General features: G+C 68.6%; 13 protein-coding genes. All 13 read left to right on the forward strand.

The window, feature by feature from the left end; translation table 11 throughout:
* Nucleotides 1-8: 8 nt before the first annotated feature.
* Nucleotides 9-1,319, forward strand: coding sequence for a phenylacetate--CoA ligase PaaK (gene paaK / locus AC0IYU_RS12190; RefSeq protein WP_472116934.1), 1,311 nt, complete (start codon nt 9-11; stop codon nt 1,317-1,319).
* A 34-nt stretch (nt 1,320-1,353) separates the two neighbouring features.
* The gene (gene paaA, locus AC0IYU_RS12195) at nt 1,354-2,364 is read left to right on the forward strand and encodes a 1,2-phenylacetyl-CoA epoxidase subunit PaaA (RefSeq protein ID WP_472116937.1); all 1,011 of its coding nucleotides are present in this window, start codon (nt 1,354-1,356) and stop codon (nt 2,362-2,364) included.
* Nucleotides 2,361-2,657 carry a 1,2-phenylacetyl-CoA epoxidase subunit PaaB gene (paaB, locus tag AC0IYU_RS12200; protein ID WP_093123531.1) on the forward strand — a complete coding sequence of 99 codons (297 nt, stop codon included), beginning with the start codon at nt 2,361-2,363 and terminating at the stop codon, nt 2,655-2,657. The genes paaA and paaB overlap by 4 nt, the downstream gene beginning before the upstream one ends.
* Before the next feature lie 17 nt (nt 2,658-2,674).
* Nucleotides 2,675-3,466 carry a 1,2-phenylacetyl-CoA epoxidase subunit PaaC gene (paaC, locus tag AC0IYU_RS12205; RefSeq protein ID WP_435482888.1) on the forward strand — a complete coding sequence of 264 codons (792 nt, stop codon included), beginning with the start codon at nt 2,675-2,677 and terminating at the stop codon, nt 3,464-3,466.
* A gap of 20 nt (nt 3,467-3,486) precedes the next feature.
* Nucleotides 3,487-4,005, forward strand: coding sequence for a 1,2-phenylacetyl-CoA epoxidase subunit PaaD (gene paaD, locus AC0IYU_RS12210; RefSeq protein WP_472116939.1), 519 nt, complete (start codon nt 3,487-3,489; stop codon nt 4,003-4,005).
* Between the two features lie 7 nt (nt 4,006-4,012).
* Complete coding sequence (gene paaE / locus AC0IYU_RS12215; protein ID WP_472116942.1) at nt 4,013-5,116, forward strand: 1,2-phenylacetyl-CoA epoxidase subunit PaaE; 1,104 nt, start codon at nt 4,013-4,015, stop codon at nt 5,114-5,116.
* Between the two features lie 46 nt (nt 5,117-5,162).
* The gene (locus AC0IYU_RS12220) at nt 5,163-6,308 is read left to right on the forward strand and encodes an ABC transporter substrate-binding protein (protein ID WP_472116945.1); all 1,146 of its coding nucleotides are present in this window, start codon (nt 5,163-5,165) and stop codon (nt 6,306-6,308) included.
* A 201-nt stretch (nt 6,309-6,509) separates the two neighbouring features.
* The gene (locus tag AC0IYU_RS12225; protein WP_472116947.1) at nt 6,510-7,538 is read left to right on the forward strand and encodes a branched-chain amino acid ABC transporter permease; all 1,029 of its coding nucleotides are present in this window, start codon (nt 6,510-6,512) and stop codon (nt 7,536-7,538) included.
* Nucleotides 7,535-9,448: a branched-chain amino acid ABC transporter ATP-binding protein/permease gene (locus AC0IYU_RS12230; protein ID WP_472116950.1), complete on the forward strand. Its 1,914-nt coding sequence runs from the start codon at nt 7,535-7,537 to the stop codon at nt 9,446-9,448. The genes AC0IYU_RS12225 and AC0IYU_RS12230 overlap by 4 nt, the downstream gene beginning before the upstream one ends.
* A complete protein-coding gene (locus AC0IYU_RS12235) occupies nt 9,445-10,176 on the forward strand; it encodes an ABC transporter ATP-binding protein (RefSeq protein WP_435440591.1) in 732 nt (243 codons plus the stop codon). The genes AC0IYU_RS12230 and AC0IYU_RS12235 overlap by 4 nt, the downstream gene beginning before the upstream one ends.
* A gap of 153 nt (nt 10,177-10,329) precedes the next feature.
* Entirely contained in the window at nt 10,330-12,390 is a 2,061-nt protein-coding gene (gene paaZ / locus AC0IYU_RS12240) for a phenylacetic acid degradation bifunctional protein PaaZ (protein ID WP_472116952.1), read from the forward strand.
* Between the two features lie 40 nt (nt 12,391-12,430).
* Nucleotides 12,431-12,991, forward strand: coding sequence for a methyltransferase family protein (locus AC0IYU_RS12245; RefSeq protein ID WP_472116955.1), 561 nt, complete (start codon nt 12,431-12,433; stop codon nt 12,989-12,991).
* 111 nt (nt 12,992-13,102) lie between these two features.
* Nucleotides 13,103-13,552 carry a hypothetical protein gene (locus tag AC0IYU_RS12250; RefSeq protein WP_472116958.1) on the forward strand — a complete coding sequence of 150 codons (450 nt, stop codon included), beginning with the start codon at nt 13,103-13,105 and terminating at the stop codon, nt 13,550-13,552.
* Nucleotides 13,553-13,677: the final 125 nt, after the last annotated feature.

The raw sequence follows: 13,677 nt of genomic DNA on the forward strand, positions 1-13,677 counted from the left end.
GCAAACCCATGACCGTGAAACACCCCGCCCCCGGCGACCTCGACCCCATCGAAACCGCCAGCCGCGACGAGATCACCGCGCTGCAGCTCACCCGGCTGCGCGCCACGCTGCAGAACGCCTACGACAACGTTGCGCACTACCGCCAGGCCTTCGACGCCAAGGGCGTGCACCCGAACGACCTGAAGTCGCTCGCCGACCTGTCGAAGTTTCCGTTCACCGTGAAGAGCGACCTGCGCGACAACTACCCCTTCGGCATGTTCGCCGTGCCGCGCGAGAAGGTGGCACGCATCCATGCGTCGTCGGGCACCACCGGCAAGCCGACCGTGGTGGGCTACACGCTGAAGGACATCGACACCTGGGCCGACCTGGTCGCACGCTCCATCCGCGCGGCGGGCGGGCGGCCCGGCGACATGATCCATGTGTCGTACGGCTACGGCCTGTTCACCGGCGGCCTGGGCGCGCACTACGGCGCCGAGCGCGCGGGCTGCACCGTCATCCCGATGTCGGGCGGGCAGACCGAGAAACAGGTGCAGCTCATTCAAGACTTCAAGCCGAACATCATCATGGTCACGCCCAGCTACATGCAGGTGATCATCGAGCAGTTCGAGCGCCAGGGCCTGAGCGCGAAAGACAGCTCTCTGCAGGTCGGCATCTTCGGCGCCGAGCCCTGGACCGAGGCCATGCGCCGCGACATCGAGGCCAAGGCCGGCCTGGACGCGGTCGACATCTACGGGCTGTCGGAAGTGATGGGCCCGGGCGTGGCCAGCGAATGCGTGGAGAGCAAGGACGGCCCCGTGATCTGGGAAGACCACTTCTACCCCGAGATCATCGACCCCGAGACCGGCGAGCTGAAGGCCGACGGCGAAGAAGGCGAACTGGTCTTCACCTCGCTGAGCAAGGAAGCCATGCCCATCGTGCGCTACCGCACGCGCGACCTCACGCGCCTGCTGCCGCCCACCTCGCGCGCCTTCCGCCGCATGGGCAAGATCGTCGGGCGCAGCGACGACATGATGATCATCCGCGGCGTGAACGTGTTCCCTACGCAGGTCGAAGAAATCGTGCTCGCGCACCAGGCGCTTTCGGGCCTGTACCAGGTGCACGTGAGCCGCGCCGACAAGCTCGACCAGGTCGAGGTGCACTGCGAGCTCAATGCCGCCGACGCCGCCTCGGCAGACCGCGCCGCCATCGGCGAATGGGTGCAGCACCGCGTGAAGACGCTCATCGGCATCTCCACGCGCGTGGTGGTTCACGCGCCCAACGAGATGGAACGCACCCAGACCGGCAAGGCACGCCGCGTGATCGACACGCGCGCGCGCTGAGCCGCCCCTCACATCCCACCGAAAGGACACCCGCATGTACACCCAAGCGATGGACACCATGGGCAAGGACGCCGGCGACGACAAGAAGAAGGCCGTGCGTTCGGCCGACGAAATGCAGCTCGAGGCGCGCTTCGATGCGCACATCGACGCCGGCGACTTCATCGAGGCGAAGGACTGGATGCCCGAGCACTACCGCAAGACGCTGGTGCGCCAGATCAGCCAGCACGCGCACTCCGAAATCGTCGGCATGCTGCCCGAGGGCAACTGGATCAGCCGCGCGCCCACGCTGAAGCGCAAGGCCATCCTGCTGGCCAAGGTGCAGGACGAAGGCGGCCACGGCCTCTACCTGTACGCCGCGGCGGAAACGCTGGGCACCTCGCGCGACCAGATGTTCGATGCGCTGCATACCGGCAAGGCCAAGTACAGCTCGATCTTCAACTACCCCACGCTCACCTGGGCCGACATGGGCACCATCGGCTGGCTGGTGGACGGCGCGGCCATCATGAACCAGGTGCCGATCTGCCGCTGCTCGTACGCGCCGTATGCGCGCGCCATGATCCGCATCTGCCGCGAGGAAAGTTTCCATCAGCGCCAGGGCTACGAAGCCCTGCTGACGATGATGACCCACGGCACCGACGCGCAGAAGGCGATGGTGCAGGACGCGGTCAACCGCTGGTGGTGGCCCTCGATCATGATGTTCGGCCCGCCGGACGACCAGTCGCCCAACTCGGCGCAGTCGATGCGCTGGGGCATCAAGCGCTTCAGCAACGACGAGCTGCGCCAGAAGTTCATCGACGCCGCCGTGGAGCAGGCCGCCATCCTCGGCGTGACGCTGCCCGACCCCGACCTGAAGTGGAACGAGGAGCGCCAGGCGCACGACTTCGGCACCATCGACTGGAGCGAGTTCTGGCGCGTGATCGGCGGCGACGGCCCCTGCAACCGCGAGCGCCTGCAAGCCCGCGTCGATGCCTGGGAAGACGGCGCCTGGGTGCGCGAAGCCGCCATGGCGCACGCCAACAAACAACCGATGAAGGAAGCAGCATGAGCACCGAAGCAAAACAAGAATGGCCCCTGTGGGAAGTGTTCGTGCGCAGCAAGGCCGGCCTGGACCACAAGCACTGCGGCAGCCTGCACGCGGCCGATTCGAAGATGGCCATCCAGATGGCGCGCGACGTGTACACGCGCCGCCAGGAAGGCAGCAGCATCTGGGTGGTGCGCTCCGAACAGATCGTGGCGAGCGACCCGGGGGACAAGGACATGTTCTTCGACCCGGCGGAGGACAAGGTGTACCGGCATCCGACCTTCTACGCGCTGCCCAAGTCCGTGGACCACATGTGAGCAAGGACTGAACTGCCATGCAAGCATCGATCGAACTGAACCGAACGCCCGCCGTGCAGTACCTGCTGCGCATCGGCGACACCTGCCTCGTGCTCGCGCAGCGCCTGGGTGAATGGTGCGGCCATGCACCCGCGCTGGAGGAAGACATCGCGATGGCCAACATCGCGCTGGACCTCGTCGGGCAAGCCCGCGCGCTGCTGACGCACGCCGGCAAGCTCGAAGGCGCGGGCGGCGACGAGGGCCGTGTGCACGACGAAGACCAGCTGGCCTACCTGCGCGACGAGCGCGACTACTTCAACCTGACCATCGCCGAACTGCCGCGCGGCGACTTCGCCTTCGCCGTCGTGCGCAACACGATGGTGTCGACCCTGCTCAAGCTGCTGTGGCAGCGCCTGGCCACGTCGAGCGACGCCGAAGTGGCGGCCATTGCGGGCAAGGCCGTGAAGGAAGCGCGCTACCACCAGCAGCACTCGGGCGACTGGGTGATCCGCCTGGGCGACGGCACCGAGGAATCGCGCCGCCGCACCGAGAAGGCGCTCAAGCAGCTGTGGCTCTACATGCCCGAGCTGTTCGAAAGCGACGCAGTGGAAGCCGAAGCCAGCGCCAGCGGCCTGGGCCCGGCCTGGAGCGAACTGCGCGAACCGTGGCTCGCAGAGATGCAGCAGGTGCTGGACGCCGCCGGCCTCGCCAGCCCCAAGGAAGCCGCCTTCCGCAGCACCGGCAAGCAGGGCGTGCACAGCGAACACATGGGGTTCATCCTGGCCGAGATGCAGCACCTGCAACGCAGCTATCCCGGGGGCGTGTGGTGAACACCCACGCCGCCACCGCCATGACCGCCTCGCGGGTCGATGCCGCGTGGGCCGTGCTGCACACCGTGCTCGACCCCGAAGTGCCGGCCGTGTCGGTCTGCGACCTGGGCATCGTGCGCGAGGTGATCGACCACGACGACGGCCTGGAGATCGTGCTCACGCCCACCTACTCCGGCTGCCCCGCGACCGAGGCCATCGAGCACGACGTGCTGGCCGCCATCGAACAGGCCGGCCTCGGCCACGCCCGCGCCACGCTGCGCCGCGCACCCGCGTGGAGCACCGACTGGATCAGCGACGAAGGCCGCGCCAAGCTCAAGGCGTATGGCATCGCGCCGCCCGCCCACCTCACACCCGAAGCCGCGGCCCGCACCGCCATGCCGATCAAGCTCTTCGGCCGCATCTCGGGCGAGCGCATCGCCTGCCCGCGCTGCGCCAGCGAGCGCACCGAGCGGCTCTCGGCCTTCGGCTCGACGGCGTGCAAGGCCCTTTACCGCTGCATGGCCTGCCGCGAACCCTTCGAACACTTCAAGCCGATCTGAGCCCACGATGTCCACGACGAGCACCCTTTTCCATCCCCTGCGCGTGAAGGCCGTGGAGCCCGACACGGCCGAGGCCGTCATCGTCTCCTTCGACGTGCCCGGCGACCTGCAGCAGGTCTTCGGCTTCACCCAGGGCCAGTACCTCACGCTGCGCAAGGACATCGACGGCCAGGACCTGCGCCGCTCCTATTCGATCTGCGCCGGCCTGGACGACGGCGAACTGCGCGTCGGCGTGCGCAAGGTGCGCGGCGGCGTGTTCTCCAACTGGATCAACGCCCACCTGCAGCCCGGCGACGAGGTGCAGGTGATGGCGCCGCAAGGCCGCTTCTTCGTGCCGATCGAGCCGCAGGCCGCGCGCCACCACGTCGGCATTGCCGGCGGCAGCGGCATCACGCCCATCCTGTCGATCATGAAGACGGTGCTGGCGCGCGAGCCGCACAGCCGCTTCACGCTGATCTACGGCAACCGCCAGCTCCAGTCCACGATGTTCAAGGAAGAAATCGAGGACCTGAAGAACCGCTACATGACGCGCCTCGTGCTGCAGCACGTGTTCTCCGACGAGCACACCGACTCGCCGCTGGGCTTCGGCGTGATGAACCGCGAGAAGATCGGCGAGTTCCTCAAGAGCGTGGTGCCCGCCGCGCGCATCGACCACGTCTACGTGTGCGGCCCGTTCCAGATGAACGACGAGGCCGAGGCCGCACTGCTCGCGGCCGGCGTGCCCGAGGAACGCATCCACATCGAACGCTTCGGCGTTGCGCTGACCTCGACGACGTCGGCCGAGCAGGTGGGTGCCGTGGTGCACGAAGCGCTGCCCGGCGACGCGAAGCAGGCGCGCATCACCATCGTGCGCGACGGACTGCAGCGCGAAATCACCTTCACCGAAGGCCAGCCCAGCATCCTCGACGCGGCGTCGGCGGCCGGGCTCGAAGTGCCGTTTTCCTGCACGTCCGGCGTGTGCGGAACCTGCCGCGCCAAATGCGTGGACGGGGAAGTCCGCATGGAAAGAAACTTCGCGCTCGACAAGAATGAAGTGGCCGCGGGTTTCGTGCTGACCTGCCAGGCCCACCCACTGACCGAACGCGTCACGCTTTCGTTCGACGAGCGCTGAGATACTTCAGGCCTCAACGTTTATTCAACCCGGAGACAAACCACCCATGAAATTCTTCAAGCCCCTGCTGATCGCCGCACTGTGCGCCACCGCCGCCGCGGCCTGGGCCGACGTCAATGTCGGCGTGACGGTCTCGGCCACCGGCCCGGCCGCCTCGCTCGGCATTCCCGAGAAGAACACCATCTCGCTGATGCCCAAGACCATCGCGGGCCAGAAGATCAACTACATCGTGCTGGACGACGCGTCGGACACCACCGCCGCCGTGGCCAACACGCGCAAGCTCATCGCCGAGAACAAGGTCGACATCATCCTGGGCTCCACCACCACGCCCAACTCGCTGGCCATGATCGACGTGGCGAGCGAGGCCAAGACGCCGATGATCTCCATCGCCGCGTCGGCCCGCATCATCGAACCGATGGACGCCAAGAAGAAGTGGGTGTTCAAGACGCCGCAGAACGACATCATGATGTCGCTGGCCATTGCAGAGCACATGGCTGCCAACGGCGTGAAGACGGTCGCCTTCATCGGCTTCTCCGACGCGTACGGCGAAGGCTGGTCGGAAGAATTCGCCAAGGCCGCCGCGCTGAAGAAGATCACCGTGGTCGCCAACGAACGCTACTCGCGCACCGACACCTCGGTGACCGGCCAGGCGCTGAAGATCATGTCCAGCAAGGCGGACGCCGTGCTGGTCGCGGGCTCGGGCACGCCGGCCGCGCTGCCGCAGAAGACGCTCAAGGAGCGCGGCTACACCGGCAAGATGTACCAGACACACGGCGTGGCGAATGCCGACTTCCTGCGCGTGGGCGGCAAGGACGTGGAAGGCACCTTCCTGCCCGCGGGCCCGGTGCTCGTGGCCGAGCAGCTGCCCGCCACCAACCCGGTGAAGAAGTCTGCGCTGGCCTACGTCACCGCCTACGAAGCCGCCTACGGCAAGGGCACCGTGTCGACCTTCGGCGCGCACGCCTGGGACGCGGGCCTGCTGATGAGCTCGGCCGTTCCCATCGCACTGAAGAAGGCGCAGCCCGGCACGCCGGAGTTCCGCGCCGCGCTGCGCGACGCGCTGGAGCAGACCAAGGAAGTGGCGGGCGCGCATGGCGTGTTCAACACCACCGAGAAGGACCACCTGGGCCTGGACCAACGCGCCCGCGTGATGGTGAAGATCGAAAACAACGCCTGGAAATACCAGCCCTGAGTTTTCCCGCCCTGCTCCCTCCCCCGCTGGGGGAGGGCTGGGGTGGGGGCTGACTGCGTTCGATGCCGCGCAGCCTTGGAGGCCGCGCGTGCCCCCATCCCAACCTTCCCCCGGAAGGGGAAGGAGCCAGGCAGCAACACCGGTTGACTGCGCCTGCAGCTTCCACTGACTCGATACAAGGGCCGAGCCCGAAGGTTTTATATGGATTTGCAGATTGCCCTGTTGCTCGGGCAGGACGGCATCGTGAACGGCGCGGTCTACGGACTGATGGCGCTCGCGCTGGTGCTGGTGTTTTCGGTCACTCGCGTGATCTTCATTCCGCAAGGCGAGTTCGTCGCCTTCGGGGCCCTCTCGATGGCGATGCTGCAGGCCGGCCGCGTACCGGCCACGCTGTGGCTGCTGCTGGTGCTGGCCGTCGCGGTGCTGGTGGTCGAGTTCTGGCGCTGGAAGCGCGGCGCGGTGGTCGACTGGGCCTCCGCGCTCGCATGGTGCGTGGTGCTGCCTGCCGCCGCCGCCGCGCTGGTGCTGCTGCTCAAGCCCACCTCCATGGCGGGCCAGACGCTCACCACGCTGGTCCTCATCATGCCGCTCGGCCCCCTGCTCTACCGGCTGGCCTACCGGCCGCTGGCGGACGCCAACGTGCTGATGCTGCTGATCGTGTCGGTCGCGCTGCATGGCGTGCTGGTCGGCCTGGGCCTCCTCTTCTTCGGTGCCGAAGGTTCGCGCACCACGGCGTTCTCGGACGCGCGTTTCGACATCGGCGGCATCCCGGTCAGCGGGCAGTCGCTGGTGGTGGTGGGTGTCACGCTGCTGCTGGTGATTGCCATGTTCCTGTTCTTCGGCCGCTCGATGGTCGGCAAGGCGCTGCGCGCCACCGCCATCAACCGCGTGGGTGCGCGGCTCTCGGGCATTCCGACGGAACTGTCGGGTGACCTGAGCTTTGCGCTCGCGGCGCTCATCGGCGCCATCTCGGGCCTGCTGATCGCCCCCATCACCACGGTGTACTACGACACCGGCTTTCTCATCGGCCTGAAGGGCTTCGTCGCCGCCATCGTCGGCGGGCTGGCGAGCTATCCGCTGGCGCTGGCCGGCGCGCTGCTGGTCGGGCAGCTGGAAGCCTTCGCCTCTTTCTGGGCCAGCCCGTTCAAGGAAGTGCTGGTCTTCACGTTGATCATTCCCGTGCTGTGGTGGCGTTCGCTCCGCAGCCATCATGTGGAGGACGAGGAATGAGCGCGTCTTCGAACAATCTCGCGGTGTCCGCACCGCCCGAAGGCAAGCCGCTGGTCACGCCGCGTCAGCTCACGCTGGCGTGCGTGGTGCTGCTGGCGCTGGCCTGGGGCTTCCTGCCGGAGTTCACAGTCTCGGTGCTCAGCAACATCGGCCTCTATGCGCTGGTGGCGGCCGGCCTGGTCATGCTGACCGGCGTGGGCGGCATGACCTCGTTCGGCCAGGCCGCCTTCGTGGGCATGGGCGCTTATGCCACCGCGTGGATCTGCACCTCGCCCACGGCCGCAGCCTGGCTGGGCGGCGCGCTGAGTCCGGCGCTGCTGCCCTGGGCCGGCCTGCTGCTGGGCCTGGTGTTCACCTTCGCGCTGGCCTGGGCGCTGGGTGCGGTCACGCTCAAGCTGCAGGGCCACTACCTGCCGCTGTGCACCATCGCGTGGGGCCTGAGCCTGTACTACCTGCTGGGCAACATGGATTTCCTGGGCGGGCAGACCGGCATCACCGGCGTGCCGCCGCTGGTCATCGCGGGCGTGTCGCTGGCCACGCCGCGCATGCTGGGCGTGGTGATCTGGGCGGTGCTGCTGCTGGCGCTGTGGGCGCTGCACAACCTGCTCGATTCGCGCGAAGGCCGCGCCATCCGCGCGCTCAAGGGCGGACGGCTCATGGCCGAGTCGATGGGCGTGGACACCGCACGCCACCGCATCAAGCTGTTCGTGCTGGCCGCGCTGCTGGCGGCGGTGTCGGGCTGGCTCTATGCGCACCTGCAGCGCTTCGTGAACCCGACGCCCTTCAACCTGAACATCGGCATCGAGCTGCTGTTCATGGCGGTGGTCGGCGGCGCGGGCCACCTTTGGGGCGCCGTGCTGGGCGCGACGCTCATCACGCTGCTGAAGGAAAAGCTGCAGGACGTGCTGCCCGCCCTGCTGGGCACCAGCGGCAACTTCGAGGTGATCGTGTTCGGCCTGCTGATGCTCTTCGTGCTGCAGCGCTTCTCCGACGGCCTGTGGCCCACGCTGGCGCGCCTGGTGCGCCGCTGGGTGCGCGAGGACACGACGGGCAAGTCGCCTGCCGCATCGTCGGTATCGACCAGGACGCCCGCCGTGCAGCTCGCGCAGCGCACCCTGCCCGCCAGCGGCGAGATGCTGCTGCAGGCCAGCGACGTGAGCAAGCGTTTCGGCGGCCTCGTCGCCAACAACGCCATCTCGATGACGCTGAAGGCCGGCGAGATCCATGCGCTGATCGGCCCCAACGGCGCCGGCAAGAGCACCTTCTTCAACATGATCTCGGGCGTGGACGACCCCACCTCGGGCGAAGTGCGGCTGTCGGGCCAGTCGATGGCCACCAGGCCCTCGCGCGCCTTCGCCGCGCTGGGCCTGGGCCGCACCTTCCAGCACGTGCGCCTGCTCGGCCAGCGCAGCGTGGTCGAGAACGTGGCGCTGGGTGCCCACCTGCGCGCCAGGCGCGGCTGGCTCGCGGCCATGCTGCGGCTGGACCGCGCCGAAGAGGCCGCGCTGCTGGCAGAGGCCCGCAGGCAGATCGAACGCTGCGGCCTCGGCGCGCATGCGGACACGCCCGCCGCATCGCTGTCGCTGGGCCAGCAACGCGTGGTCGAGATTGCACGCGCCCTGGCCGGCCAGCCCTCGGTGCTGCTGCTCGACGAGCCCGCCGCCGGCCTGCGCCACCTGGAAAAGCGCGCGCTCTCCGTGCTGCTGAGCCAGCTGCGCGCCGAAGGCCTGGGCATCCTCGTGGTGGAGCACGACATGGAGTTCGTGATGAACCTCGCCGACCGCATCACGGTGCTCGAATTCGGCACCGTCATCGCCACCGGCACGCCGGCCGAAGTGCAGGCCAACCCGCGCGTGCTCGAAGCCTACCTGGGCGGCGCCGACGACGAACTGCTGGAAGACGCCCGATGAGCCACCCTTTGCTTCGACTCGACGACTTCTGCGTCGCCTACCGCACCGTGGAAGCGGTGCACAACGTGCGCCTGCAGGTGAACGAGGGCGAGATCGTCACCGTCATCGGCCCCAACGGCGCGGGCAAGACCACGCTGCTGTGCGCGGCGATGGGCCTGCTGCCTTCCACCGGCCAGCTCGCGCTGGACGGCGAGCGCATCGCGCGCCCCGGCGTGGAGACCATGGTGGCGCGCGGCGTGGCGCTGGTGCCCGAGCGGCGCGAGCTGTTCGGCGAGATGTCGGTGGAAGACAACCTGCTGCTCGGCGGCTTCTACCAGTGGCGCAAGGGCAAGCGCGACCAGCGCGCGCGCATGGAAGAGGTGTTCGAGATCTTCCCGCGCCTGCGCGAGCGCAAGCCGCAGATGGCCTCCACGCTTTCGGGCGGCGAACGCCAGATGCTGGCCATCGGCCGCGCGCTGATGGCACGTCCGCGCCTGCTGATGCTCGACGAACCCTCGCTGGGCCTGGCGCCGCTGGTGGTGCGCGAAGTGCTGCGCGTGGTGTCGCAACTCAGGAGCCACGGCGTGTCGGTGCTGCTGGTGGAACAGAACGCGCGCGCCGCGCTGCAGGTGGCCGACCGCGCCTATGTGCTCGAAATGGGCGCCGTGGCGCTCGAAGGCAAGGCGCGCGACCTGCTGCACGACCAGCGGATCATCGATACGTACCTGGGCATCGGCAAGAAGGATTGACGGTATTTCTCCCTCCCCTTCCGGGGGAGGGTAGGGGTGGGGGCACGCGGCGATCGATCAAGCATCGCGCCGCACCAACGCCGCTTGCCCCCATCCCCGCCTTCCCCCAGAGGGGGAAGGAGCAAGGCAACACACAGTCAAAGGACACGCACCATGACCACCACCCTCCAAAGCTACATCGCCGGCCGCTGGATCGGCCAGCAGGCCGCGCAGCAGCTGCGCAGCGCCGTCAACGGCCAGCCCGTGGCCAGCACGCACGCCGAGGCGATCGACTTCGCAGAGGCGCTGCAGTACGCGCGCCGCACCGGCATTCCCGCGCTCATGGCGCTCGACTTCCAGCAGCGCGCCGAACGCCTGAAGGCGCTGGCCAAGTACCTGGCCGCGAACAAGGAAGCGCTGTACGCCGTCTCGGCCCACACCGGCGCCACGCGCGCCGACAGCTGGATCGACATCGAGGGCGGCGCCGGCACGCTGAGCGCCTATGCCGGCATCGGCACCAACGAGCTGCCCTCGGGCAACCTGGTGCATGAAGGCCCGGCCTTCCCGCTCGGCAAAAAGGGCGGCTTCGCGGGCACGCACATCCTGGTGCCGCGCGGCGGCGTCGCGGTGCACATCGACGCCTTCAACTTTCCGGTGTGGGGCCTGCTCGAGAAGTTCGCGCCCAGCTTCCTCGCGGGCATGCCGTGCATCGGCAAGCCGGCCACGGCCACCAGCTACCTCACCGAAGCCTTGATGCGCCTCATCGTGCAGTCGGGCATCCTGCCCGCGGGCAGCCTGCAGCTGGTCATCGGCAGCACGGGCGACCTGCTCGACCGGCTCGAAGGCCCCGACGTGGTCACATTCACCGGCTCTGCGGACACGGCGGCCAAGCTGCGCGTGAATGCGAACCTGGTCCGCCAGTCGATTCCGTTCAATGCCGAGGCCGACTCGCTCAACTGCGCCATCCTCGCGCCCGACGTCACGCCCGACGACGAGGAGTTCGACCTCTTCGTGAAAGAGGTGGCGCGCGAGATGACCATCAAGGCCGGCCAGAAGTGCACGGCCATCCGCCGCGCGATCGTACCGCGCCAGCATCTGGACGCGGTGGCCGAGCGCCTGCGCGCGCGGCTGGCCAAGGTGGTGGTCGGCGACCCGTCGCGCGAAGAGGTGCGCATGGGCGCCCTCGCCACGCGCGACCAGCAGGCCGACGTGGCCGAACGCGTGGCCACGCTGATGCAGGGCGCCGAGCTGGTGTACGGCGAGCGCGACGGCTTCTCCCCCGTGGGCGACGGCGTGGCCGACGGCGCCTTCTTCGCGCCCACGCTGCTGCTGAGCCGCAAGCCGCTCGAACACGACGCCGCGCACGACGTCGAGGCCTTCGGCCCGGTCAGCACGCTGATGCCCTATGACGGCATCGACGAGGCGCTGGCGCTGGCTGCCCGCGGCCGCGGCAGCCTCGTGGGCACCCTGGTCACGCGCGACCCCGCCATCGCGGCCAGGGCCATTCCGGTGGCCGCCGCATGGCACGGCCGCCTGCTGGTGCTGGAGCGCGAAGCCGCCGCCGAATCGACCGGCCACGGCTCGCCGCTGCCGCAGCTCAAGCACGGCGGCCCGGGGCGCGCTGGCGGCGGCGAAGAGCTCGGCGGCCTGCGCGCCGTGAAGCACTACCTGCAACGCGCCGCGCTGCAGGGCTCGCCCACCATGCTGGCCGCCATCACCGGCGAACACGTGCGCGGCGCGGCCGTGCGCGAGAGCGAGGTGCACCCCTTCCGCCGCTACTTCGAAGACCTGCGCGTGGGCGATTCGCTGCTCACGCACCGCCGCACCGTGGGCGAGGCCGACATCGTCGCCTTCGGCGGCATCTCGGGCGACTACTTCTACATGCACTTCGACGAGGTGGCCGCAAAGCAGAGTCCGTTCGGCAAGCGCATCGCGCACGGCTACTTCGTGCTGTCGGCCGCGGCCGGCCTGTTCGTGTCGCCGTCGCCGGGCCCGGTGCTGGCCAACTACGGCCTGGACACGCTGCGCTTCACCAAGCCCGTGGGCATCGGCGACACCATCCAGGCGCGCCTGACCTGCAAGCGCAAGATCGACCGCAACAAGAAGGACGCCAGCGGCCAGGGCCAGGGCGTGGTGGCCTGGGACGTGGAGGTGACCAACCAGGACGGCGAGCTGGTGGCCAGCTACGACATCCTGACGCTGGTGTCCAAGAAACCCGCCGCACCGGGCGCCTGAAGCGCCACCGCACGGGCAAGGCCGTGTAAATTCGGCCGCCATGCTCTTCTGGTTCCAGCTCTTCCTGTTCGTCGCCGGCACGGCCGCGCTGCTGTACGTGTCGCGCGGCCCGCTGAGCCAGCCCGGTTCGCACGGCTTCTACCGCTTCTTCGCGTGGGAATGCATGCTGGTGCTGATCGTGGTGAACCTGCCCATGTGGCACGACGATCCGTTCTCGCCGAAGCAGATCGTCTCCTCGGCGTTCTTCGTGCTGTCGATCTGGCTGCCCATTCATGCGGTGCGGCTGCTGCGGGCCGTGGGCAAGCCTACCGAGGCACGCAGCGACGACCCCGCGCTCTACGGCTTCGAGAAGACCTCGTCCATCGTGAAGACGGGCGCCTTCCGCTACATCCGCCATCCGATGTACACCGCGCTGCTGCTGCTCGCGTGGGGCGCCTTTCTGAAGCAGTTCACCTGGCTCACGCTGGCGCTGGTGCTGGCGGCCACGGTGCTGCTGTTTCTGACGGCGCTGCGCGACGAGCAGGAGTGCATTGCGCACTTCGGCGACGACTACCGCGCGTACATGCGCGGCACGCGGCGCTTCATTCCCTTCCTGCTGTAGCGCGCGCACTGCGCACCTCGCGTCGCGCTGCGCTGCGCCTCGCCGGCAACCTTGCGGGACGCTGACCCGCACGATCAGGTTGCGTTCACACGGCGCTCCTAGCATCCGCGCATGTTCCTCGCATGCGTCCGCCGTCTTGCCGAAGCCCACCGCAAGGCGTGGTGCGTGCTCGGCATGCTGCTGGTGCTCCTTCAGCCTTTCATCGCGGTTCACTTCCGCTGCGACGGCCTGGAAGACGAGCCGATGCTGCGGGTGCGCAGCCTGAGCGACACCGCCCAGTTCGAGGCCGACGACCGCGCCGACCATCCGACGGACCGCGAGACCACCGTGTTCGCGCAGCCGCCAGCGAGCATCGACCACCCCGACGCATTCAGCTTCGCACTCGGCGCCCTGATGGCCCTGGTGCTGGCGATGCTGCCGCTGGTGCTGGCGATGGCGCGGCTGGTCGTGCCCATCGTGCGCAAGGTGCCCGAGCATGTAACGCCGCCCGGCGGCGCGCCGCCCACCGCGGCGCCCTGGCGGCGCCTGCCGCCCACCACCGCCCCACCTTCCCCGGTCTGAGAAGCGATCCGGCGCCGCGTGCGCCGCAACGCCTCGCTGCGTCACGTCGCATCACGCGACATCGCGCAGCGCGGCCTCTTTCTCATCGAAAAGGTCCAGACCATGTCTTGTTTCTTCTGGTGCGC

This window comes from Variovorax sp. AC103 (genome assembly GCF_979254005.1).

What these genes read in the sequence shown, in the direction of transcription:
- paaK (WP_472116934.1), top strand. Translation starts at nt 9, where the DNA reads ATGACCGTGAAACACCCCGCCCCCGGCGACCTCGACCCCATCGAAACC.
- paaA (WP_472116937.1), top strand. Translation starts at nt 1,354, where the DNA reads ATGTACACCCAAGCGATGGACACCATGGGCAAGGACGCCGGCGACGAC.
- paaB (WP_093123531.1), top strand. Translation starts at nt 2,361, where the DNA reads ATGAGCACCGAAGCAAAACAAGAATGGCCCCTGTGGGAAGTGTTCGTG.
- paaC (WP_435482888.1), top strand. Translation starts at nt 2,675, where the DNA reads ATGCAAGCATCGATCGAACTGAACCGAACGCCCGCCGTGCAGTACCTG.
- paaD (WP_472116939.1), top strand. Translation starts at nt 3,487, where the DNA reads ATGACCGCCTCGCGGGTCGATGCCGCGTGGGCCGTGCTGCACACCGTG.
- paaE (WP_472116942.1), top strand. Translation starts at nt 4,013, where the DNA reads ATGTCCACGACGAGCACCCTTTTCCATCCCCTGCGCGTGAAGGCCGTG.
- AC0IYU_RS12220 (WP_472116945.1), top strand. Translation starts at nt 5,163, where the DNA reads ATGAAATTCTTCAAGCCCCTGCTGATCGCCGCACTGTGCGCCACCGCC.
- AC0IYU_RS12225 (WP_472116947.1), top strand. Translation starts at nt 6,510, where the DNA reads ATGGATTTGCAGATTGCCCTGTTGCTCGGGCAGGACGGCATCGTGAAC.
- AC0IYU_RS12230 (WP_472116950.1), top strand. Translation starts at nt 7,535, where the DNA reads ATGAGCGCGTCTTCGAACAATCTCGCGGTGTCCGCACCGCCCGAAGGC.
- AC0IYU_RS12235 (WP_435440591.1), top strand. Translation starts at nt 9,445, where the DNA reads ATGAGCCACCCTTTGCTTCGACTCGACGACTTCTGCGTCGCCTACCGC.
- paaZ (WP_472116952.1), top strand. Translation starts at nt 10,330, where the DNA reads ATGACCACCACCCTCCAAAGCTACATCGCCGGCCGCTGGATCGGCCAG.
- AC0IYU_RS12245 (WP_472116955.1), top strand. Translation starts at nt 12,431, where the DNA reads ATGCTCTTCTGGTTCCAGCTCTTCCTGTTCGTCGCCGGCACGGCCGCG.
- AC0IYU_RS12250 (WP_472116958.1), top strand. Translation starts at nt 13,103, where the DNA reads ATGTTCCTCGCATGCGTCCGCCGTCTTGCCGAAGCCCACCGCAAGGCG.